Source organism: Aquimarina atlantica, assembly GCF_000626715.1.
GTDB classification, from domain to species: domain Bacteria; phylum Bacteroidota; class Bacteroidia; order Flavobacteriales; family Flavobacteriaceae; genus Aquimarina; species Aquimarina atlantica.
Window position 1 is genome coordinate 924,659 of sequence record NZ_AQRA01000001.1, and the last position, 22,856, is coordinate 947,514.

18 protein-coding genes are annotated in these 22,856 nt (G+C 32.6%); 7 read left to right on the forward strand and 11 right to left on the reverse strand.

The window, feature by feature from the left end; genetic code table 11:
- Window positions 1-125 precede the first annotated feature (125 nt).
- The 3 genes from ATO12_RS04110 to ATO12_RS24610 all read left to right on the forward strand — a co-directional run bounded on the left by ATO12_RS04110 (window position 126) and on the right by ATO12_RS24610 (window position 1,801).
- Entirely contained in the window at window positions 126-653 is a 528-nt protein-coding gene (locus ATO12_RS04110) for a hypothetical protein (RefSeq protein ID WP_034238914.1), read from the forward strand.
- A 16-nt stretch (window positions 654-669) separates the two neighbouring features.
- Window positions 670-1,218, forward strand: coding sequence for a DUF1697 domain-containing protein (locus ATO12_RS04115; protein WP_051575599.1), 549 nt, complete (start codon window positions 670-672; stop codon window positions 1,216-1,218).
- Between the two features lie 142 nt (window positions 1,219-1,360).
- On the forward strand, window positions 1,361-1,801 hold the full coding sequence (locus ATO12_RS24610; protein ID WP_051575600.1) for an SRPBCC family protein: 441 nt from the start codon (window positions 1,361-1,363) through the stop codon (window positions 1,799-1,801).
- A gap of 23 nt (window positions 1,802-1,824) precedes the next feature.
- Here ATO12_RS24610 and ATO12_RS04125 read toward each other — a convergent pair whose 3' ends face one another.
- From ATO12_RS04125 to ATO12_RS04145, 5 genes are all read right to left on the reverse strand, one after another.
- The gene (locus ATO12_RS04125; RefSeq protein WP_034238917.1) at window positions 1,825-3,009 is read right to left on the reverse strand and encodes an acetate/propionate family kinase; all 1,185 of its coding nucleotides are present in this window, start codon (window positions 3,007-3,009) and stop codon (window positions 1,825-1,827) included.
- A gap of 35 nt (window positions 3,010-3,044) precedes the next feature.
- Complete coding sequence (gene pta, locus ATO12_RS04130) at window positions 3,045-5,138, reverse strand: phosphate acetyltransferase (RefSeq protein ID WP_034238919.1); 2,094 nt, start codon at window positions 5,136-5,138, stop codon at window positions 3,045-3,047.
- A 260-nt stretch (window positions 5,139-5,398) separates the two neighbouring features.
- Entirely contained in the window at window positions 5,399-5,956 is a 558-nt protein-coding gene (locus tag ATO12_RS04135; protein ID WP_081801960.1) for a porin family protein, read from the reverse strand.
- A gap of 55 nt (window positions 5,957-6,011) precedes the next feature.
- Entirely contained in the window at window positions 6,012-7,094 is a 1,083-nt protein-coding gene (locus ATO12_RS04140) for a hypothetical protein (protein WP_034238921.1), read from the reverse strand.
- A gap of 13 nt (window positions 7,095-7,107) precedes the next feature.
- Window positions 7,108-7,503 (reverse strand): lipocalin family protein, encoded by a 396-nt coding sequence (locus ATO12_RS04145; RefSeq protein ID WP_034238923.1) that lies wholly within the window; start codon window positions 7,501-7,503, stop codon window positions 7,108-7,110.
- Window positions 7,504-7,697: 194 nt separating this feature from the next.
- Here ATO12_RS04145 and ATO12_RS04150 point away from each other — a divergent pair, with 194 nt between their 5' ends.
- Window positions 7,698-8,567, forward strand: a complete 870-nt coding sequence (locus tag ATO12_RS04150; RefSeq protein WP_034238930.1) for an AraC family transcriptional regulator — start codon at window positions 7,698-7,700, stop codon at window positions 8,565-8,567.
- A 69-nt stretch (window positions 8,568-8,636) separates the two neighbouring features.
- Window positions 8,637-9,701, forward strand: coding sequence for a DUF418 domain-containing protein (locus tag ATO12_RS04155; RefSeq protein ID WP_034238933.1), 1,065 nt, complete (start codon window positions 8,637-8,639; stop codon window positions 9,699-9,701).
- 82 nt (window positions 9,702-9,783) lie between these two features.
- Here ATO12_RS04155 and ATO12_RS04160 read toward each other — a convergent pair whose 3' ends face one another.
- The 4 genes from ATO12_RS04160 to ATO12_RS04175 form a co-directional block, all read right to left on the reverse strand.
- The gene (locus ATO12_RS04160; RefSeq protein ID WP_034238936.1) at window positions 9,784-10,884 is read right to left on the reverse strand and encodes a DUF2911 domain-containing protein; all 1,101 of its coding nucleotides are present in this window, start codon (window positions 10,882-10,884) and stop codon (window positions 9,784-9,786) included.
- Window positions 10,885-11,022: 138 nt separating this feature from the next.
- Window positions 11,023-12,252 (reverse strand): peroxiredoxin family protein, encoded by a 1,230-nt coding sequence (locus tag ATO12_RS04165; protein WP_034238938.1) that lies wholly within the window; start codon window positions 12,250-12,252, stop codon window positions 11,023-11,025.
- A gap of 77 nt (window positions 12,253-12,329) precedes the next feature.
- Window positions 12,330-12,992, reverse strand: coding sequence for a hypothetical protein (locus ATO12_RS25905; protein WP_034238940.1), 663 nt, complete (start codon window positions 12,990-12,992; stop codon window positions 12,330-12,332).
- Between the two features lie 62 nt (window positions 12,993-13,054).
- Complete coding sequence (locus ATO12_RS04175; RefSeq protein WP_034238942.1) at window positions 13,055-13,258, reverse strand: hypothetical protein; 204 nt, start codon at window positions 13,256-13,258, stop codon at window positions 13,055-13,057.
- Window positions 13,259-13,389: 131 nt separating this feature from the next.
- Here ATO12_RS04175 and pheT point away from each other — a divergent pair, with 131 nt between their 5' ends.
- A complete protein-coding gene (gene pheT / locus ATO12_RS04180; RefSeq protein WP_034238945.1) occupies window positions 13,390-15,816 on the forward strand; it encodes a phenylalanine--tRNA ligase subunit beta in 2,427 nt (808 codons plus the stop codon).
- A 127-nt stretch (window positions 15,817-15,943) separates the two neighbouring features.
- On the opposite strand, the gene ATO12_RS04185 is transcribed toward pheT, so the two are convergent.
- Window positions 15,944-17,230 carry a tetratricopeptide repeat protein gene (locus tag ATO12_RS04185; RefSeq protein WP_034238948.1) on the reverse strand — a complete coding sequence of 429 codons (1,287 nt, stop codon included), beginning with the start codon at window positions 17,228-17,230 and terminating at the stop codon, window positions 15,944-15,946.
- 27 nt (window positions 17,231-17,257) lie between these two features.
- Window positions 17,258-19,801: a DNA gyrase subunit A gene (gene gyrA / locus ATO12_RS04190; protein WP_034238951.1), complete on the reverse strand. Its 2,544-nt coding sequence runs from the start codon at window positions 19,799-19,801 to the stop codon at window positions 17,258-17,260.
- Window positions 19,802-20,156: 355 nt separating this feature from the next.
- On the opposite strand from gyrA, the gene ATO12_RS04195 reads away from it, so the two are divergent.
- Window positions 20,157-22,715: an ATP-dependent Clp protease ATP-binding subunit gene (locus ATO12_RS04195; protein WP_034238954.1), complete on the forward strand. Its 2,559-nt coding sequence runs from the start codon at window positions 20,157-20,159 to the stop codon at window positions 22,713-22,715.
- Window positions 22,716-22,856 lie beyond the last annotated feature (141 nt).

Genomic DNA, 22,856 nt, shown 5'->3' on the forward strand with positions numbered 1-22,856 from the left:
GAAATTGAGTGCTAAAAACAACTAATTTAGCGTAAGCCTCCAAAGCTTACGCTTTTTTAATACATTTATAGTAAAAAGACTTCAATTATCAAGATGTTACTTTCTATATAACACCGTTGACAATTATGAAAAAAGCAATAATTATATCGACTCTTTTGTTTTTTGGGTTAGAACCGATTTCAGCGCAATCCAAAGAAACGATCTTAGAGGAAATAAGATCCGAGTATAAGACAATAAGAAACAATATAACTTCTTATGTAAAAAAATCCCCAGAAATTGAATTAAATACGACAGAAGGAGGGCTTGTAACTGCATATTTCGATAACAAAGATTTAAGGCTCATCGAAATCATCGAATTTGGAGAAACAGGAAAAAATATAACTCAATATTATTTTAAAAGCAAAAAGTTATTTTTTGCATTTGACCAGCAATATCGTTACAACATACCTATCTATAATGAAGAATTTGATGCAAACAAAACTACAATAATCGAAGATCGATATTATTTTCAGAAAGAGAAACTTTTTCTTTGGTTAGATACCAATAAAAATAAAGTCGATTTGACTTTAAAAGCAAATAAGATGATTGGAAAAAATATTGTTGATTACATCAAAAAATTAAAACACGAATTAAAAAAAGAGCAAAAACACTAACATAAAATTCGAATAAATGAATAGATATGTTGCTTTTCTACGAGGAATCAACGTAAGTGGTCATCACAAGGTTCCTATGGCCGACCTTCGTAAAGAAATGGAAAAACTGAATTTCGAAAAAGTGATTACCATTCTTAATTCGGGAAATATAATATTTGACTCAACAGAAAGTGATGTAAAGAGTCTTGAAAAAATAATGTCTGATCATTTAGAAAAAACCTTCGGTTTCTTAATCCCAACGATCGTAAGAACATCTGAAACTATCTGCCATTTATTAGATAAAGATCCATTTAAAGATATACTAGTAACAAAAGATATTCGATTGTATGTTTCGTTTCTACAGGAAGATCTTGAAACCGATTTACAATTACCATGGGCAAGTGATAATAACGCTTTTAAAATTATAGATAAGATCGACAAAACTATAGTAAGTGTTTTAGATCTTTCGATAACCAAGACGCCTAAAGGAATGGAAGTTCTGGAACGATATTATGGTAAGCAAATCACAACTCGTAACTGGAATACTATCAAACGAATAGAAAAGAAACTTAAAACTAATTCTTAAGTCAAAAATAAAGGCGAATATTAATTATCTTGTTAATCTAAACTAAATTGATATGAAATGAGTCATAACAATTGAGTTGATACCTACCAAGGTTCAATGACGTGATTCCATCTAACATAAAAAAAACAATAAAAAAGAACAGATGAAACATAAAGGTTATATTGAGATCAATCAATCTTTACATAAAGTGGCTGAGCTTTTTGCAAATCCAGATAATCTTAAAGAATATCAAGATGGCTTTATTAAGAAAGAATTGATTAGCGGAGAAAAGGGTAAAGTAGGTGCAGTGTCTAAAATGTTTTACAAACACGGAAAACATGATATGGAATTGACTGAAACAATAACCAAAAATGAGCTTCCATATTCATTTGAAGCTAGTTATCACCATAAGCATATGGACAATACCATGAAATGTAATTTTATTGCCATAGATGATAAAAAAACAAAGTATGAATTCGAATACGAATACACTCGTATCAACTGGGTTATGCCAAAACTGATGGCTATTTTATTTCCTAGTATGTATCGAAAACCAGCAGAAAAATGGCTCAGACAATTTAAAGAATTTGCAGAGCGGCAATAGTACACTATTTTTTTATACTGCTCTTATGCTAATAATTCGAAAGACTGTTTGGCAATCTCTAACTCTTCATTAGTAGGAATAACTAATATTTTTACTTTTGATGAAGGTAACCCTATATCTCTTATTTCTTTAGATCGAATAGTGTTCTTTTCTTCATCCAATCGAATGCCAAAAAACTCTTGATCTTTACACACCAAACTCCTAATCAAAGCAGAGTTCTCCCCTATTCCGGCAGTAAATACAATAGCATCTAAGCCGTTCATAACCGAGGCGTACGCTCCTATAAACTTTTTGATACGATATGCATTCATTTGCAGTGCTAACTGGCAATCTTTATTGCCGTTTTCTGCTTCAGATTCAATATCCCGCAAATCGCTATATCCTGTTAATCCCAGCATTCCACTTTCTTTTTGTAAAAGATCGTTTACTTCTTTTAATGAATATCCCAGGGAATTAACCATATAAAAGATGACTGCAGGATCAATATCTCCAGATCGGGTTCCCATGATCAACCCGTTCATCGGTGCAAATCCCAAAGTATGATCTATACTTTTACCATCCTTAACCGCAGTCATACTACATCCATTTCCTAAATGAATTGTAATAACTTTAGAGGAATCTTTTTTCAGAAATTCTATAGCTTTTTCTGAAACATATTTATGACTGGTACCATGAAAACCATATACTCTAATATTATGCTCATCCAAAAATTTATTCGGAATAGCATATTTATAGGCTTCTACAGGAATAGTTTGATGAAAAGCTGTATCAAACACAGCTACTTGTCTTGCATCAGAAAAGATTTCTTCGGCAACCAAAATTCCTTCCAAATTTGCAGGATTATGCAATGGTGCTAATGCAGAAAGTTTATTGATTTTTTGTTTTACTTCTTCAGTGATTTCAACTGTTTCTGCAAAAGTACTTCCTCCATGAACTACTCTATGACCAACGGTATGGATTTCTGATGCAGATCGGATCACTCCTACTTGATCATCCATCAAATAGCTGGCTATTAATTGTAGTCCATCTTTATGAGTATCTACACTCACAGTTTTTTCAATATTATCTATTTCTGAAGTATAGGAAATTTTAGCATTTTCTAAACCAATACGTTCTACTAACCCAGAACAAACCACTTTTGTATCAGGCATTGTAAATAGTTGAAATTTTATAGACGAACTTCCAGAATTTAGTACAAGTATTTGCATATTTTTTAATAATTAAGAGTAATTCTTTACTCTGTTTATAATCCCTGAGCCTGAATTGCCGTTATAATTACTGTATTATACACATCATCAACGGTACATCCTCTACTTAGATCATTAACGGGTTTATTTAACCCTTGTAACATTGGGCCAATGGCTAATGCTCCTGTTTCTCGCTGAATCGCTTTATAGGTATTATTTCCGGTATTTAAATCTGGAAATATCAAAACACTTGCCTGCCCTGCTACTTCAGAATTTGGTAACTTACTTTGTCCCACTTCTAAATCTACTGCTGCATCATATTGTATAGGTCCTTCTATTTTTAGATCAGGGTGTTTTTCTTTTACAATAGCAGTTGCTTCTCTTACTATTTCTACATCTTCACCTTTACCAGAGGTTCCTGACGAATAGGATAACATGGCTACTTTTGGTTCGATACCAAACGCTGCAGCAGATTCTGAAGAAGAAATTGCTATTTCTGCCAATTGCTCTGCATTAGGGTTAGGGTTAATTGCACAATCACCAAAGACTGATACCCGATCTGCAAGGCACATAAAGAATACAGAAGAAACCACTTTTACTCCCGGTTTGGTCTTTATAAATTGCAATGCAGGTCTAATCGTATGCTGTGTAGTATGTACTGCCCCAGAGACCATTCCATCTGCATGACCTTTGTATATCATCATCGTACCAAAATAAGATACATCTGCCATCATATCTTTGGCCATATCCAGGTTTACATTTTTATGCTTTCTTAGCTCATAAAATGTTTGTACATACTCATCATAATAAGGAGATTCTGTTGGGAAGACAATCTGTATTTTATCAAAATCTATCGGAATATCCAGTTTTATAACCTTACTCTTTATTTTCTTTTCATTTCCGATTAAAGTAATATCTACTACTCCAGAAGCCAATAATCTAGAGGTAGCTCTTAGAATTCTTTCATCAGATCCTTCTGGTAGAACAATATGTTTTTTATGTTTTAGAGCACGTTTTAATAAATTATACTGAAACATTCGAGGAGTTAATCCTTCTGACTTAAATGTAATTAGTTTATCGGCTAACCGATCCTCATTAACATATTTTTCGAATATGCTAATCGAAGTATTTATCTTTTGTAGATTGTCTAGATAAATTTTAGACTTAATAGCTCCTATTTTATTGGTAATAGAGAATGTGCCGCTAGGTACCGATATAATAGGAAAAGATAAGGAAACCCCTTCTATTAATTTAAGTATTGGTGGTTCGGGAATAATTCCTCCGGTAAGTATAATCCCCGAAATCTTAGGGTAATTATCAGAGATATTTGCTTGCAATACTCCTAAAATGATATCTGCACGATCTCCGGGAGTAATGACAAGACTGTTATCCTTAAGATGTGTAAGGTAATTGCGTAATTGCATTGCCCCTACTCCAAAACTACCTGCCTGATTATTTAGGTATTCTTTACCAAACAACACATTACCTTCTAATTCGTTTACGATCTCTTTGATAGTAGGATTAATCAAAGAATTAACTTTTGGAATAATAATACGATCGACATTATTCCCAAAATCTTTTTCAAAACTACTTTCTAATTGTTTTTCGCAACCTTGAGTAACTTTATTAGCTACCATAGCCAAAACTTCTACATCTTTACTATTAAAAGTATCGTATGCCAGTTTTAGATTACCAACAATTTCATCATTTTGCTTATCAATTCCGCTTGCCACTATAACAGCTGGTATACCCAGGTTTTTGGCAATAATAACATTAATATCAAACTCAATGATATTACCTTCATCAGAAAAATCAGTACCTTCTACTAAAATGAAATCGAATCTTTCTTCAAGGTTTTTAAATTTCTTGATAATCCCATCTATAATTTCTCCTGATTTACCCTGGTTGTATTTTTGAAGCACTTCACTTCTCGTATATGCATAGGCTTTTTTGAAATTAATATCTAATTCAAAATGTGATATTACAGTATTAATATGGTTATCAACTTCTCCTTCTTTAGGATCATCGATGATTGGTCTAAAATACCCTACTCTGGCTACTTTACCCAGAAGCATACGCATCATACCTAAAACGACAATAGATTTACCACTATTAGGTTCTATAGTAGCAATATAAACGGCTTTACTCATGTATAAGAATTTGGTAGTGCAAAGATACGTTAATACCGTAATTTAACATAAAATCCATCATAATAAAACTTCTTTCTGTCATAGTCATATAATATTAACAATTCGATTTTCATTTCAGCAAAAAAGGTTTAGAATTACCCCAAACCTTTTATGATATCCTATAACTTTTTGACATCTTAATTCATATCATTTTTGCTTTTAAAGTTTTTATACTATACAATATGCTATAATCAGTTTGACTAATACAATCATTTTATACGTTATAATTTAAGAGATAAACCAGCTTGAAACACAGAATTTTTAAACGATGTATTACTTTCTTTAGTAATATCTACCAATCCAAGGTTATATCTAATTCCTACTTCTAAATTATCGGTTAACGAATATCCTATACCTAAAGCTACTCCATAATCGATTTTCTTAAAATCTCTTTTAACAAAACCGGCTCCTTTACCTCCTAATAGATATCCTACATGAGGTCCTGCTTCAAGACTTAACTTATTAATAGGGTAGAATTTTATTATTGCTGGTAATACATTGATATAGTTTAATTTTATTTTTCTGGAACCGATTTTTGATTTGGCTCCCTGGGCAGAATACAATACCTCGGACCGAATTGCTAATTTTTCAGAGAACTTGTATTGAGAAAATACTCCTCCCATAACTCCTATTTTAAACTTAGAAGATGCATTTCTAAACTCGGTTACATTGCCCCCTGCTTTAATTCCAAACTCTATTCCTTTTTGTTTTTCTTGTGCGCTTATAGTCATTCCCCCAAATAACACTACACATACTACTAATTTAATTGTTTTCTTCATTTTGATTTATTTGTTTTAATTGAATACATTATTGTTCTGAAAGTAATTTTTCAGATTAAAAATTAATCCCTAATTCGAGTTCAAATCCAAAGTTTCTGGTGTACACCTTAGAGGTTTGTATTTGTTGAAAAACCCCTGCCCCAATGACAATACCATAATTTTTCCAGGGGATAATTTTTATTCCCTGTTTGGCGCCTATTCCGATAAGGAAATTATGTTGTTTTTTGCCTTCTGTATTTTTTGTTATCTCCAATCCTAAAGGTACTTCTAGACCTATATTAGCATATACTCCTGGTATTATCTTTAAGTACCCATCAAAACCTCCCCCTACGCTAAAGGCATCAACCGATCTGTAATTCTTGTCGAGTAATGACTTTCGTTTTATACTATACCTGTCATAAGACAGTACAAAGGGCATGATAAAGTCTTTATCACTATCAGCAAAACCTATATAACTTATTTTCCAACCTTCTTTATGTTTGCTGTATACTTTCTTAAATGTCAGCATATCAAACCATTTCCCTAATCGTTTTTTATACTTCATTTCTGATTTCTCATAAAAAACATCTCGTTCATTGGTTTGTAGATCTCCAGATATAAATTCTGGTTTGCTTCTTTTTTTATAGGTATTAATAAAGCTTAGAGCACAATACTCTAATGCAGCTCTGATGTTTTGTTCATAGGTTTCGAATATTTTCGATTTATCAGATATAGCAAAAGTTTTATCTTCATTATGCTGTACATCAAAAAGCTTTTGCAGTGTATCATTCTCTTTTTCATAAAAAACCAGATTAATATATACCCTTGTTTTTATATGACTTATACTACTTTGTGATTGTTGAATTTCTAAATCCTTTATTTTGATAACTATTGGTTTTGCATCTTTGGTTTGTGAAAAAGAAGTTTTCATAAAATTCAGAATAGCCGTTGGTGCATCTGGGGATAATTGAAAAATGACTTTTTCTCCGTGTTTATTAATACCTAGTCCTAAGTTTTTCTCTTTTCTAATATCCAAAACCTGCGTTATAGATATGGATAAGTTTTCTGTAGCAAAAGGAATGGTTTTTAAGGCTATGTTTTCCTGAGACAATACAATAAAAGGCAAGAAAAACATCGATATATACAAGAAATACTTCATTATAAACCTGGTTTTATAAATTAGAACTATAATGAGCTTCTATTTCTCTAATTTCTTCAATATCAAAATACAGCACTAACTTTTTAGAAGTTAAAGTGACGATATATGCTTTTACCGTTTCTTTTTTATCATCAGTCATCATTATATAGTTCCCATTAGTATTTAGCATCCAGGCACCACTTTCTTTTTTCCCTTCAGAGATAGAGACAAAAGTCATATCCTTTTTAAAGAGGATATAATCATTTCTTTCCTTTTTGGATGGTGGATATTTCTTAACTCCGATCTTGTAAGTATCCAAATTCCATTTCTTTAGGAGAGCATTCTTATTCAGAGATTGTGCATTGATACTATAGATTGAAAAAGTGAATAGGATTGTCGTTAGAATCGTTATGTTTGCTTTACTGTTCATATCTTACTTTTAAAATTTTAGCCAAAACTAGTAAGCATGAATAGTATGTTGTTTGTCCTGTTAAGACAAAAAAACATGACTTATATATGATCTCAAAATTCTTGTTTTACTATAGAAATAACATGCTTAATTGTCCTAAAAAGACAACTCAAAAATTACTATTTCACAGTACCTTTCCTCTAAAATGATAAAACATGGGAAATCCAACACAACTGGAACGTTATAAAAAGCTAATTCTCTATATAGAAGAAAGGTTTAAAAATGAAATCAGTAAAAAAGATATAGAAGACATATCGTTTTATTCGTATCGAAATATAAATAGAATATTTCTTGCACTACATCACGAAACTATAGGACAATATATAAAAAGGATTAAACTAGAAAAGGCTGCAGAATATTTAAAATTTTCATCAGAGAACATCTCTGACATCGCTTATGAAATTGGATATAGTGATATTGCTGCTTTTAGTAAAGCTTTTAAAAAGCAATTTAAATGTTCTCCTTCTTCTTTTCGGAATTCGAACAAAATCAAACAATACATTACTCAAAAAGCTATTTTTCCATTAGAAAATACTCAAGAACAAATTCTTACATATGAAATTGAAGAAATTCCTGGCTTTGATATTTTATATTTAACCTATCAAGGGTCTTATGAAAATATTAATGGAATAGAGAAAACCTGGAAACAATTGATCTCATATGCGTCGAAACATGACTTATTAAAAGACGAAACAATTATATTGGGAGAAATATTAGATGATGACGAAATCACTGATACGTTACATTGCCGATATAATGCTGGAATTATTCTGGAAAAAGAAATAGATTTTCCTCTAAAAGGGTTATTTCAAACCAAACATATACCCCAACAAAAATATGCTAAGTTTATACACAAAGGTAGTCATGAAAGTTCTGTAGACACCTATAATTTAATCTATGGATACTGGATAACCGAAGTACAATTAGAATTTGAAGATAAACCAACTTTAGAATTTTATCTTAACGATGAGTCTGATACTCCGGAAAAAGAACTTCTTACCGAGATTTATATTCCTGTAAAATAATAATTGTCTGTATTGAACAATAACGCTTAGAATCTGCTCATCTAAATTTGTTAGCAAAAACAGAGTTCTATGCAAAAAAGAATTATCGGAATAGATGTAGCAAGAGCATTAGCTATTTTCGGAATGATTATCGTTAATTTTAAAATGGTATTCGGAAGTCATGGTAACCCACTCTTAAACGCCTTTTTAGGAATATTAGACGGAAAAGCAGCTGCAACCTTTGTGGTTCTTGCTGGTGTAGGAATTTCATTACTAACAAAAAGTGCTGATGATGAGACATTAAACAGAAATAAAAATAAACTTCTTAAAAGAGCTCTATTTCTTTTCTTAATTGGTATATCCTATTCAACAATCTGGCAAGCAGATATTTTACATTTTTATGCGATATACATTTTACTAGCTATCTTTTTAATAAAAAGTAATCCAAAAACACTAGTGTTAATAGCAATAGGAATGATTATAATATACCCTATACTCATGATATTATGGAATTATGATAGTGGATGGGATTATACTAAAATGGAGTATACAAATCTATGGACCCTAAAAGGTTTCTTAAAAAACCTTTTTTTTAACGGTTTCCATCCTGTTATTCCATGGAGTGCCTTTATGATTATAGGAATGTGGTTTGGTAAAATGGAATTAAGTAATACCATAGTAGTTACAAAAGCATTATGGAGTAGTCTTGCTGTATTTATAATTGTACAAATAATATCATATTTTTCAATTGTATTCTTTTCTATGGGAAACCAAGAAATCATCACAGAATTAACTCCGATTCTTGGAACAAACCCTATGCCTCCATTACCTCTATACATGATTTCTGGAAGTAGTATAGCCATATTTCTAATTTCATCTTGTATTCTTATCTCAAGAAAATATGAGAATACTATTTTGATACGTATTTTAAAAAATACAGGGCAACTTGCTTTAACTTTTTATATCGCACATGTTATATTAGGAATGGGGTGTATAGAAATTGTTGACCCTACAAAAATGGGAACCTATACAATCAACTTTTCATTTTTATATGCATTGTTATTTTGTATAGCATGTCTCATTTTTTCGATGATTAGTAAAAAATATGCAAAACATGGCCCAGCTGAATGGATAATGCGAAAATTAACCGATTAAAGATTTATAGTTTAAAAAACATAAAGACCGTCTAACAAAATAGACGGTCTTTAGTTATTATTGCTTGTTATAGATTAGTATCCTAATTAATATCTTTTCCGTTTTTAAGTTTTTCTAAATCACCATTAAGTCTTCCTTTAAATCGATCAGGAGCGTTAGCTAGTGATGTGTTTATCGCTTTGATAGCATTTTTATAATCTCCAGTTGCCGAATATGCTTTTGCTAACCCATAGTTAGATGGCCATGCACCTTTACTATTTTTTACATTATCTTTTAAAATAACAAGTGCTTTATCTTTTTGCCCTAAGCTTATCAACCCCGTTCCTAATCTAAAAATCTGTGTAGTGCTTCCTAGCTTAGCTGCCTTATCCACAAAAGTCATAGCTTCAGCTGTTTTTCCTTGCTTAGCCAAAATTTGTGATTTAAGCGATAGGTTAGCAAAAGTTTCTTTACTAAAAAAATTACCCGATATAGAGGCATTAACCCATTCTAATGCCTGATCTAACTCACCAGCATTAAAAGCGTAATTTGCAGCATTATCCCAATTTGTTTGGGTAAAACCAGCAGAATTACGAAGATCATTTTTAATACCGGCCATGACCACATTTTTTACATCAACTTCGATCTTGAAAGGAATTTCCTTTTTCTCCCATCTCAATGCAGCTATCGCACTATTGGCTTCAACATTAGGAAATAAAAAAGTTAACATTTCGGTATGAGCGGTTTCTTTGGTTTTAACATCTACACGTAAAGCATCTTCCTTTTCATCATAAAAATAACTTCCCCAGGATGTAGAATTGTTAGAAAATATAACCGTAGCACCACCATCTTCTTTTAGCGCAATATGAAGCCCATAAGTACCTGCTTTAATGTCTTTTCCTTCAATTTTAACATCATGAGTAAACGTTATTGTCGAATTGCTATTAGCCCCTGCTCTCCAGGGTGCTGCTTTAGAGGTTCCAAACCCCAGGTTATTATATCCATAAGGAACTAGTTTCCCCCAGATTTCACGTTCCTTTACACTTGGCCTCCCATAATCAATGGTGATATTAGTTATCCCTACACGTTGCATCACCTGTGCACGTTGACTTCCTTCTGGAGTGGTAAGTTGCGCATTTGTTTGAATTGAGAGCAACATCATTGCGCTCACAATACAAATTGTAATTAAGTTGAATTGTTTCATGACTGTTTTTTTTGATTAATTATTATCACTTAGAGAAATTAAATTTCTTACCTAAACAATGTAAGAGGTATATCTCAATCCTAATGTTACTGTAGTGTTAAACTCAAAAAGAAAGTCATAATTGATTGTTAAACCATGTTATTCTTTTAACAACTGATTAACAAAGTCTTCAAAATCCTTTTTAAAATCTATATATTTCTGACCTGTGGCCGGGCCATTAAACCCTGTGTGTATTTTGCGAACTTGCCCTTTTTTATCAATAAAAATGGTGGTTGGATATGACAACACATGGTTTAGCATGGGTAGTTTTTCTTGTGCTTTTTGTTTATCAGAAGTTCCATATTGGGCCAAAAGGATGGGATGAGGAACTTTTAATTTTTGTTGTAGTCGTTTTATCGATGTAAATGCTTTTTCTTTGGTCTTTGCGTACTCAAAAGCTAATGCTACAAATTCGGCTCCATTATTTTTATTTTTATCCTGATACTCTACATAATATTTGGTTTCATCCATGCAATTTGGGCACCAGGTTCCCATAATCTGTACAATAACCGCTTTATCTTTAAATCGCTCATCTTTAAGCGAAATTTGATTTCCTTCTACATCAGGAAAATTAAATTCTAATGTATCATACCCTTCTTTCAGAAAAGTTAATGAATCTTCAGAAGGCAATTTAAAGTTTTCATTTCTCTTGGCTACAAAAGGTTCTTTCCAGTGATTACCAGAATAAAAGTAACCGTTTAATGTACTATCTGTTACCTGTGCAGTAAATAAGAACGCATGAGCTCCGTCAAAAGTTGATAATTGTAATTCATTCTTATTTAAAACGCCTTCTAAATAACGATAGTCTCCTGTAGTTGTTCTAAAAGTACCCGTAACAATGTTTCCGTTTTGCTTAAAAGTACCTTTGGCAATATATTTATCTTCCTCATTATCTTTACTAAAAACTGTCTCCCAATTTCCTGTAATATCATGATTCGATTTTGAAGTAATTTCAAATCGATCTTGCTCGCCATATTTTGCTGTAAAAGGTACTACTCTATCCAGGCTTTTTTTAATAAAACTTCCAGAAATGGTCATAGAATCTATAAATCGACCAGCAATATATCCCTCGAAAACAGGAAGTTTAATTATTATAGAATCTTTATTCACCGTAACTTCATCAACATTAATTGTTTCTTCGGCATTAAAGATTTTTATGGTCTGATCATCCATTACTTCCATCAGAAAAGGAAGCTTTTTATTGTCCTGAACTTCTAATGTAGCTTTCCATGGGCCACTTTTAAACTCAACCATATCTGATGGTTTTTCTTTCTTACAAGAAGAAAAAATAGTGACAACAAGTAAAATAAGTACGGCTGTTTTTCTCATTATTTAATAGTATAAAAAGTCCGGAAAGTTAACTAAAACTTACCGGACGATTCTCATTTTATAATTTTATTAAGCTTTTATTGCTCCTTTGCATACAATTTATCTAACTTTTCTTTTCCTTCTTTCATCTTTTCTTTTCCTTTTTTTATTGATTCTTCTAAAGCTTTTAGCTTTTCTTCGGCTTTAGAGATTTTAGTTTCTTTTTCTGTAATTTCTTCTGGAGTTAGAGCATCTTCTCCCTCTTTTTCCTTTGCTTTTGCCAGGCGTTCTTTTGCCGCCTCAATCTTTTCTTTCCCCTTTTTTAGTCTTTCTTCATTCCTTGTCAGCACTTCGCTACGCTCTTTTACCATACCTTTTGCTTCTTCGGCTCTGGCCATCCCAAATTCCTTACCTGTAAGCCCTTCTTTATTTTTCCCGTAAGCCTTACCTTTTATTTTCTTTTCGGTTTTTTCTAAAGCTTTTTCGGCTTTTTCTTCTGCTTTTTCTGCCTTTTCAATAGCTTTCTCCTTAGCTTCTTCAGCTTTCTCTTCAAGTTTTTCAACTTTTTTTTCTGCTTTTTCTTTAGCTTTATCGGCCTTCTCCTGGGCTTTCTCAGCTTTTTTTTCTGCTTTTTCCTGAGCTTTTTCTTTTTTCTCAGCTATTTTTTCTTTTGCTTCCTGAGATTTCCCTTGGGCAATTGTTACCTGATTCCCTAAAGTAAAAATCAAAACAAATACTAATACTAGTTTTATAAATTTCATGTTAGTTTTTTTTAGTTAGTGTTAAAATGATTGAGGGTATGAAGGTTTATTGATAGAAGCTTTTAAATATCATCCAAATCTTCTAAAGATTCTTCTAATTCTTCTACTTTAGTTTCAACTTCTTCAGAAACCTGATCTAATTCAGACTCGATCGATTCTATTTTTTCTACAACTGCTTTGGTTTCTTCTTCTTCTTTTTTCTTATCAGTACAAGAAATAATTCCGAAGAGGAACATAATAGTAAGTAACTTAATTCCTGTTTTCATAATATTAAAATTTTTGGTTAGAATAAAACTATTATAAATATACTACAATTTTGTTTATAGATATACTTTGAACTATTTGTATCCTTTGCCCAATATATTATCTTTACCAACTGAATTTAGAAAGATCACAAATGAAGATTTCATATAACTGGCTGAAGCAATTTATTAACATCGACTGGGATGCAGAGAAAACCGGAGAACTCCTTACCGATCTGGGATTAGAGGTAGAAGGAATAGAGTCCTATCAAAGTGTAAAAGGAGGATTAGAAGGTGTCGTTATTGGGCAGGTTCTTAATTGCGAAAAGCATCCAAATGCAGATAAGCTTAAGATTACCAAAGTAGATTTAGGTAGTGGCGAACCGGTTCAGATTGTTTGTGGTGCTCCTAACGTGGCTGCTGGACAAAAAGTTCCTGTTGCGACTATTGGCACAAAACTTTATAATGATAAGGGAGAAGAATGGGTCATTAAAAAAGGAAAAATACGAGGAGAGGAAAGTCATGGTATGATCTGCGCCGAAGACGAATTAGGGCTAGGGAAAAGTCATGACGGGATTATGGTCTTAAGTACTGATATCACTGTAGGTACTAAAGCTGCAGACATATTTGATATTGAAAATGACTTTGTGTTTGAAATTGGATTAACTCCCAACCGTGCTGATGCGATGAGTCATTGGGGTACTGCACGTGATCTCAAAGCAGGGTTGCTACAAAAAGATATTAATTTAGAACTTATTACTCCTTCTGTAAGTAATTTTAGAGTAGAAAACAGGCTAAACAAAATTGACATCGAAGTCAAAAATAATGAAATGGCCCCCAGGTATTGCGGTGTAACAATTTCTGATATTAAAGTAGGTGAATCTCCTGCCTGGTTACAACACCGCTTAAAAGCAATAGGAATTACTCCAAAAAATAATGTTGTAGATGTTACCAATTATGTTTTGCATGAGTTAGGGCAACCTCTGCATGCATTTGACTCACATTATATTGAAGGGAATAAAATTGAAGTAAAAACTGTTGATGCTGGTACCAAATTTACAACTCTAGATGAAGTAGAAAGAGAATTACACCAAGATGATCTTATGATCTGTGATGCTGTAAAACCTCTTTGTATTGCAGGTGTATTTGGAGGAATAAACTCTGGTGTTACAGAAAGAACAACATCTATTTTCTTAGAAAGTGCCTACTTTGATCCTATTAGTATTCGTAAAACTGCAAAGCGACATGGCCTAAATACAGATGCTTCTTTTAGATTTGAAAGAGGTATTGATCCCAATATAACTGAATATGCTCTAAAAAGAGCTGCTCTATTAATACAAGAACTTGCGGGAGGGAATATTTCTAGTGAAATTATGGATTTGTATCCTAAAAAAATTGAAGATTTTCAGGTGATTTTATCTTTTGAAAATGCTACAAAGTTAATCGGTGAAGAAATACCTCAGGATACTATTAAAGGGATCCTCACTTCACTGGATATTAAAATTAATAGCGTAACCGAGGCGGGAATAGGACTTACCATTCCTGCATATAGAAATGATGTACAAAGAGAAGTTGATGTAATAGAAGAAATTCTTAGAGTATACGGGTATAATACTATTGGTTTTACTCAAAAATTGAATGCTTCGATATCAAATATTGACAAGTTCTCTGATTATAATGTGCAAAATACCATATCAAATCAACTTGTTGGTCAGGGATTTCACGAGATGTTAGCCAATTCCCTTACCTCTCCTGATTATATTGCCTTGAGTGAACAGCTTAAAAATGAGAATAATGTAGAAATGCTTAATCCACTAAGTAATGATTTGGCAGTAATGAGGCAATCTATGTTATTTTCGGGATTAGAAGCTGTATCATATAATAGCAATAGGAAGCGATCAGACCTTAAATTATTTGAATTCGGAAAAACATATCATAACTATGAAGATAAAAGAATAGAGAATAAACATCTAAGCATTATTGTTTCTGGAAGTAGATCTAAAGAAACCTGGATTTCAAATCCGCAAACAAGTGATTTCTTTTATTTAAAAGGAATAGTATTCTCTGTTTTAGAACGTTTAGGACTAACAAGATTAAAAACATCTCCTATAAAGAATGATGTTTTTGCTGAAGGTCTTTCTCTAAGTATTGGTAAAGCACATTTAGTAGATTTTGGAATACTAAAAAAATCGGTACTTAAACATTTCTCTATTTCTCAGGAAGTATTGTATGCCGATTTTAACTGGGATACTATTTTAGAATATGCAAAACACAATAAACTAAAGTATAAAGATATTCCAAAATTTCCCGAAGTACGACGTGATTTTGCTTTGTTACTAGATGATTCTATTAAGTTTGAAGAAATTCATACTATCGCCAAGCAAACCGAAAAACAAATTCTAAAAGACGTAAACTTATTTGACGTGTACCAGGGTAAAAACCTTCCTAAAGGAAAAAAATCGTATGCCGTAAGTTTTATTCTACAAGACGACAATAAAACACTTACCGATAAACAAATCGATAAGATTATGAGCAAATTACAGTACAATTTTGAAAATAAATTAGGCGCCGAGCTTAGATAAGCAGTAGTGTCAAATTTAAAATACTATTCATAATATTTTATAAATACTATTTTAAATACATCATAAAAAAAAACCGGAATGTACATTCCGGTTTTTTTTATGATATGTAATATGAAAGCTCTTATTATTAGTTACCTCCTTCTAAAGCTTTAAGTCTATCTTTCATTTCTCCAGCTTTAGGGTCATCTAACTGATAAAATATATTCATCAACGTACGAATAGCTTCAACATTATCAGGATTACTTTTTAGCGCTCCTTCAAGGTAAGGAACAGCTGTTTTATATAACTCTGATCTCTTTTTTGTAAGCTCTTCATATCTTCTATTATCACTTGAAGATGTTCCCAGGCTATTCATTTCGTCTACAATCTTAGTTTCTCCACTTAAAATTATAGAAGCGATATTGATTTGAGCAGCGCTATAATCTGGTTTTAGCTCTAAAGCTTTTTTATAGTAACCTAATGCCTGATCATTATCACCAAGACGAGATGCACTAACTCCTAAATTATATAGTAAATCTGGGTTTTCAGGATCATTAGCTACGATCTGCTCCATAATTTCTTTATACTTAGCAATATTTCCTAACTTATAATATACATCAGCTTCTGCTTGTTTTAATGCTGCATCCTCAGGATTTTCTTTTTTAGCATCTTCAATAGCAGCAATTGCTTCTTCATCTTTTCCTTGACTCATATAAATCAAAGCAATATTTTTTGCAATCTCTCCTTTTCTAGATTCAGAAGTTTTAGTTTCTGGCTTAATGTATTCTCCAGTTTTTACAGAAAGGTCTCTTATTTGTTTTGATTCAAAAACATCAACCTTACCTGTTTCTTTATGCGTTGCTACAAATTCCTTTTTCACCCCGCTAAAACCAAGGCTTTTTAATTCCTTATAATATTTTAGAGCAGTATCATAATCTTTATCATTAACAGCATTACTAGCTGCATAATATAGATATGTTGTATCAGCTTTATTAGTTGTATATCCTAAATAAAGTTTTTCTGATGCTCCTTTATAGTTTTTTGCATTCTGATCTTTAATTGCGTTTTCAATTAAAGATTGACGTAACAATTGTAATTTTTGAGTAGCATCTGCAGTATATTTAGATCCTCCTGCGGCTTTTTCAATTTCAATTGTTTTATTATAAGCACTTGCTGCACTTTCAATTTTCTCTAAAGATTCACCTGCAGAAGCAGCTACAACCTGACCTTTAAAGAAATAATATTGCGCTTTCATTTTTTCATCAGCAGCGTTTAACTGTCCTTCAGCAGCTTTCAATGCTTCACTAGCTACATCCATGTTACCAGATTTCAAGGCCTTGTTTGCCGCTTTTAATGCTTGTTTTGGCGTGTCCTTCTGAGAAAATCCAAAAGCACTAACAGCTAGAAATAGTACTACGATAAATTTAGTCTTCATTACTTGAGTTTTTAAAATGGGATTTAATTATTGTTTTGTTTCATTATCAATATTCGTGCCATCCGAAGTGGTATCAGCATCTGTTGTAGAAGAATCAACATCTTCTATATCTTCACCCTGATCTATATCATCTTCGTCATGCATAACTTTTGCTACTGCAGCAATAGAATCTTTACCTTTTAAATTAATAAGACGTACACCTTGTGTTGCGCGTCCCATCACACGTAAATCTTCTACGGCAAGTCGAATAGCAATTCCTGATTTATTTATAATCATAAGATCATCTAAATCGGTAACATTCTTAATTGCTACCAGAGATCCTGTTTTATCTGTAACAGAAATGGTTTTAACACCTTTCCCTCCTCTATTTGTTATTCTATAATCTTCTAATTTAGAACGTTTTCCATAACCGTTTTCTGAAACTACTAAGATATTACTTTCCATTTCATTAACAGCTACCATACCAATCACTTCATCGTTATCATCGGCAAGTCTTATTCCTCTTACTCCTGAGGCTCCACGTCCCATTGGCCTGGTTTTTTCTTCTTCAAATCGAATTGCTTTACCCGATTTTACGGCTAACATTACCTGGCTTTTACCATCGGTTAATTTCGCTTCTAGAAGTTCGTCATCATCCTTTATAGTAATAGCATTAATACCATTTGTTCTTGGTCTGGAATATTGCTCTAAAGATGTCTTTTTGACCTGACCTTTTTTCGTTGCCATAATGACATAGTGCGAATTAATATACTCTTCGTCTTTAAGATCCTGAGTACAGATAAAAGCTTTCACTTTATCATCACTATGTATATTAATTAGATTTTGAATAGCTCTTCCTTTAGAAGTTTTACTTCCTTCAGGAATTTCATATACTCTCATCCAGAAACATTTTCCTTTCTGAGTAAAGAACAGCATATACTGATGATTAGTTCCTACAAATAAATGTTCAAGAAAATCCTCATTACGTGTTGTACTTCCTTTTTGTCCTACTCCTCCTCTATTTTGTTTCTTATATTCATTAAGAGAAGTTCGTTTTATATATCCTGCATGCGAAATCGTAATGACTACTTTTTCATCCGGGATCATATCTTCTATACTTAGATCTCCTCCTGCATATTCTATTTGAGAGCGACGTTCATCACCGTACTTTTCTTTTACTTCGACAAGTTCATCCTTAATGATTTGCATTCTACGCTCCTTCTTCTCCAAAATATCCTTAAGGTCCTCAATTGTTTTCATCAATTCTTCATACTCGGCACGTAATTTATCTTGTTCAAGACCTGTTAACTGTCTTAAACGCATTTCTACAATCGCCTTGGCCTGTATTTCAGAAAGTTCAAAACGTTTTATTAATTTTTCGCGTGCCTCATCGGTGTTAGCAGAAGAACGAATTAAAGCAATCACTTCATCAATATTATCAGAAGCTATAATTAAACCTTCGAGAATATGAGCTCTTTCTTCAGCTTTTTTCAATTCATATTTTGTACGGCGAACAACAACTTCATGTCTGTGTTCTACAAAATAATGAATCATTTCTTTTACATTTAACAACTGCGGTCTTCCATTAACCAGTGCAATATTATTTACACTAAAAGAAGATTGTAAAGCTGTATATTTATATAAAAGATTTAGTACTATATTAGGTATTGCATCACGTTTTAGAACATATACAATACGCATACCTTTTCTATCAGACTCATCACGTATTGTAGCAATCCCATCAATTTTCTTATCGTTAACAAGATCAGCAGTTTTTTTAATCATGTCTGCTTTATTAACTTGATAAGGAATTTCACTAACAATAATGCATTCTCTACCGTTTACTTCTTCAAAACTGGCTTTAGCTCGAATAACGACTCTTCCTCTACCTGTTTTAAAAGCTTCTCTAACACCATCATAACCATAAATTGTTCCACCTGTAGGAAAATCCGGAGCTTTAATGTATTGTATTAACTCATCAATTTCGATATCATTATTATCGATATATGCAATAGTACCATCAACAACTTCACTTAAATTATGAGGAGGCATGTTTGTAGCCATACCAACTGCAATTCCTGAAGCTCCATTTATTAATAATCCCGGGACTCTTGTTGGTAGAACTGTTGGTTCTTGTAAAGTATCATCAAAATTAAAGGTATGGTCTACAGTATCTTTTTCGATATCTGCCAACATATCTTCTGATATCTTTCGCATTCTTGCTTCTGTATAACGCATAGCTGCAGGGCTATCACCATCTACAGAACCAAAGTTACCCTGACCATCAACTAACATATATCTCAAACTCCATTCTTGCGCCATACGAACCATCGTATCATATACAGATGTATCACCATGCGGGTGATATTTACCAAGAACTTCTCCTACAATTCTTGCAGATTTCTTGTGGGCACTACTCGCTTTAACACCCAGTTCATACATACCGTATAAAACACGTCTATGTACGGGCTTAAGACCATCCCTAACATCAGGAAGTGCACGAGATACAATAACAGACATTGAATAATCAATGTATGCAGATTTCATCTCATCTTCTATATTGATAGGTATAAGCTTTTCTCCATCAGCCATAAAAAATTATTTTATTCTAAAATTGATTAATTAAACGCGCTAATTTAAGCAAATTAAGATGGTTTTAACAGCCAATTCCCCTGTAATATACGGAATTTATTAACAATAGTATGAATAGATGTCGTTAATAAGTCTGTGATCTTAGGTTTTGATTATTAATGCATTTTTTGTCTATTTACCAATACAAGCAAAAAAACCATAACTGGCACTGTCTCAGAGCGGGTATGTGTATTTTTAGAGCTTGAAATTGCATGACAAAATATCCCAATGTCAAAATATCTAATTAAAAGGAATAGTTTTTGTCAATTTAATTCTAAAAATTACTATTTTAGTTATAAAGAAAGAGAATAATTTTATGGATGATAATTTTTCGCCCAGAGTAAAAGATGTGATTGCGTACAGTAAAGAAGAAGCGCTAAGATTAGGGCATGACTTTATTGGCACAGAACACCTTATGTTAGGGTTGCTACGTGACGGAAGTGGTAAAGCTATTAATATTCTAGATGCGCTAGATATCGATTTGACTAATTTAAGAAGAAAGGTAGAAATCTTAAGTCCAGCAAATCCAAATATAGCCGTTGCCTCGAACGAGAAAAAAAATTTACATTTAACTAGACAAGCTGAAAGAGCATTAAAAACTACTTTTTTAGAAGCTAAGCTATTTCAAAGCTCTTCTATTAATACGGCTCATCTTCTGCTATGTATCCTAAGAAATGAAAATGACCCAACTACAAAACTTTTAAATCGTTTAAAAGTAGATTATGATAATGTTAAAGACCAATTTAAGTTTATGATTGCTAACGAAGAAGAATATATAGATAACCCAAAAGCAGAATCTTTCTCTGAAGATGATGACGATTTAACAGGAGATTCGTCTAAAGAAAATCCTTTTAACTCTCCTTCTGGAGGAAGTAAAGCGGGAAAAAAATCTAAAACCCCTGTTTTAGATAACTTTGGCCGTGATTTAACGGCAATGGCAGAAGAAGGAAAACTCGACCCCGTAGTGGGGCGTTCCAAAGAAATAGAACGTGTATCTCAAATATTAAGTAGACGTAAAAAGAACAACCCACTACTCATAGGAGAACCTGGAGTTGGTAAATCTGCCATTGCAGAAGGACTTGCTCTAAGAATAGTAAAACGTAAAGTTTCTAGAATCTTATTTGACAAAAGAGTCGTTACTCTTGATCTGGCAAGCTTAGTCGCGGGAACCAAATATCGTGGACAATTCGAAGAGCGAATGAAAGCGGTAATGAACGAATTAGAAAAGAACGATGACATCATTCTTTTTATAGATGAGATTCATACTATTGTCGGTGCCGGTGGTGCTACAGGAAGTTTAGACGCTTCAAATATGTTTAAACCAGCCTTGGCAAGAGGTGAAATCCAATGTATTGGAGCTACAACCTTAGATGAATATCGCCAATACATAGAAAAAGATGGTGCTTTAGAAAGACGTTTTCAGAAAGTAATTGTAGAACCTACAAATATCGAAGAAACCATAGAAATCCTTAACAATATCAAGGAGAAATATGAAGAACATCATAATGTTAGTTACACACCAGAAGCTATTGAAGCCTGTGTAAAATTAACCAATAGATATATGACAGATCGCTTTTTACCAGATAAAGCTATTGATGCACTGGATGAAGCAGGTTCTAGAGTGCATATTACCAATATTGATGTTCCTAAAAAAGTACTCGATCTCGAGAAAAAACTTGAAGAAGTAAGAGAACTTAAAAATAGTGTAGTCAAAAAGCAAAAATACGAAGAAGCTGCAAAACTTAGAGATGACGAAAAGAATCTTGAGAAAGAACTTGGTGTTGCACAAGAACAATGGGAAAAAGAATCTAAACTACATAAAGAGATTGTTGACGAAGAAAATGTAGCAGATGTAGTATCTATGATGACTGGCATTCCTGTTAATCGTATCGCACAAACCGAAAGTAACAAACTAGCCGAATTACCTGACCTAATCAAGGGTAAAGTTATTGGCCAGGATGAAGCTGTTACCAAAGTCGTAAAAGCAATTCAACGTAACCGTGCCGGACTTAAAGATCCGAATAAACCTATTGGATCATTCATATTTCTAGGACAAACCGGAGTTGGTAAAACGCAATTAGCAAAAGTTTTGGCCAGAGAACTCTTTGATAGCGAAGACACTCTTATTCGTATTGATATGAGTGAATATATGGAGAAATTTGCGGTCTCTAGACTTATTGGAGCACCTCCTGGATATGTAGGTTATGAAGAAGGAGGCCAACTTACTGAGAAAGTAAGAAGAAAACCATATGCAGTTGTTCTATTAGATGAAATTGAAAAAGCGCATCCCGATGTCTTCAATATGATGCTTCAAGTCTTAGATGATGGATATCTTACCGATAGCCTTGGACGCAAAATTGATTTTAGAAATGCTATTATCATTATGACTTCTAATATTGGAGCGCGTAAACTAAAAGATTTTGGACAAGGAGTTGGTTTTGGAACTTCTGCAAAAAAGACTCAGGCAGAAGATTATGCCAAAGGAGTAATAGAAAATGCATTAAAAAAAGCCTTTGCTCCCGAGTTTCTAAATCGAGTAGATGATGTTATTGTGTTTAATGCATTAGAACGAGAAGATATTCATAAAATTATAGATATCGAACTTGACAAACTATACGGACGAATTAAAGACCTTGGATACGATCTTTCTTTAAGTGAAAAAGCTAAGGATTATATTACCGAAAAAGGTTTTGACAAACAGTATGGTGCAAGACCGTTAAAAAGAGCGATCCAAAAATATATAGAAGACGCTCTAGCAGAAGAGATTATAAATTCTCAGCTTGAAGAAGGTGATAGTATATTTATGGATATGGATGATGATTCTGGCGAATTGACAATTACCATCAAAAAAGCTGAAGAATCAACCGAATCTTAACTTAATATTTACAAAACAACAATACAAAAGAGGCTGTTACTTGTAGATAACAGCCTCTTTTAATATAGATTAAAAATAACATAACAATCTTAAACACAATCGTCCAGAAATTATAAAAAAACATAACAAATAAGATTACTC

What these genes read in the sequence shown, in the direction of transcription:
- ATO12_RS04195 (WP_034238954.1), top strand. Translation starts at nt 20,157, where the DNA reads ATGGATGATAATTTTTCGCCCAGAGTAAAAGATGTGATTGCGTACAGT.
- ATO12_RS04165 (WP_034238938.1), bottom strand. Translation starts at nt 12,252, where the DNA reads ATGAGAAAAACAGCCGTACTTATTTTACTTGTTGTCACTATTTTTTCT.
- ATO12_RS04150 (WP_034238930.1), top strand. Translation starts at nt 7,698, where the DNA reads ATGGGAAATCCAACACAACTGGAACGTTATAAAAAGCTAATTCTCTAT.
- pheT (WP_034238945.1), top strand. Translation starts at nt 13,390, where the DNA reads ATGAAGATTTCATATAACTGGCTGAAGCAATTTATTAACATCGACTGG.
- ATO12_RS04110 (WP_034238914.1), top strand. Translation starts at nt 126, where the DNA reads ATGAAAAAAGCAATAATTATATCGACTCTTTTGTTTTTTGGGTTAGAA.
- pta (WP_034238919.1), bottom strand. Translation starts at nt 5,138, where the DNA reads ATGAGTAAAGCCGTTTATATTGCTACTATAGAACCTAATAGTGGTAAA.
- ATO12_RS04155 (WP_034238933.1), top strand. Translation starts at nt 8,637, where the DNA reads ATGCAAAAAAGAATTATCGGAATAGATGTAGCAAGAGCATTAGCTATT.
- ATO12_RS24610 (WP_051575600.1), top strand. Translation starts at nt 1,361, where the DNA reads ATGAAACATAAAGGTTATATTGAGATCAATCAATCTTTACATAAAGTG.
- ATO12_RS04125 (WP_034238917.1), bottom strand. Translation starts at nt 3,009, where the DNA reads ATGCAAATACTTGTACTAAATTCTGGAAGTTCGTCTATAAAATTTCAA.
- ATO12_RS04115 (WP_051575599.1), top strand. Translation starts at nt 670, where the DNA reads ATGAATAGATATGTTGCTTTTCTACGAGGAATCAACGTAAGTGGTCAT.
- ATO12_RS04135 (WP_081801960.1), bottom strand. Translation starts at nt 5,956, where the DNA reads ATGAAGAAAACAATTAAATTAGTAGTATGTGTAGTGTTATTTGGGGGA.
- ATO12_RS04160 (WP_034238936.1), bottom strand. Translation starts at nt 10,884, where the DNA reads ATGAAACAATTCAACTTAATTACAATTTGTATTGTGAGCGCAATGATG.
- ATO12_RS25905 (WP_034238940.1), bottom strand. Translation starts at nt 12,992, where the DNA reads ATGAAATTTATAAAACTAGTATTAGTATTTGTTTTGATTTTTACTTTA.
- gyrA (WP_034238951.1), bottom strand. Translation starts at nt 19,801, where the DNA reads ATGGCTGATGGAGAAAAGCTTATACCTATCAATATAGAAGATGAGATG.
- ATO12_RS04175 (WP_034238942.1), bottom strand. Translation starts at nt 13,258, where the DNA reads ATGAAAACAGGAATTAAGTTACTTACTATTATGTTCCTCTTCGGAATT.
- ATO12_RS04145 (WP_034238923.1), bottom strand. Translation starts at nt 7,503, where the DNA reads ATGAACAGTAAAGCAAACATAACGATTCTAACGACAATCCTATTCACT.
- ATO12_RS04185 (WP_034238948.1), bottom strand. Translation starts at nt 17,230, where the DNA reads ATGAAGACTAAATTTATCGTAGTACTATTTCTAGCTGTTAGTGCTTTT.
- ATO12_RS04140 (WP_034238921.1), bottom strand. Translation starts at nt 7,094, where the DNA reads ATGAAGTATTTCTTGTATATATCGATGTTTTTCTTGCCTTTTATTGTA.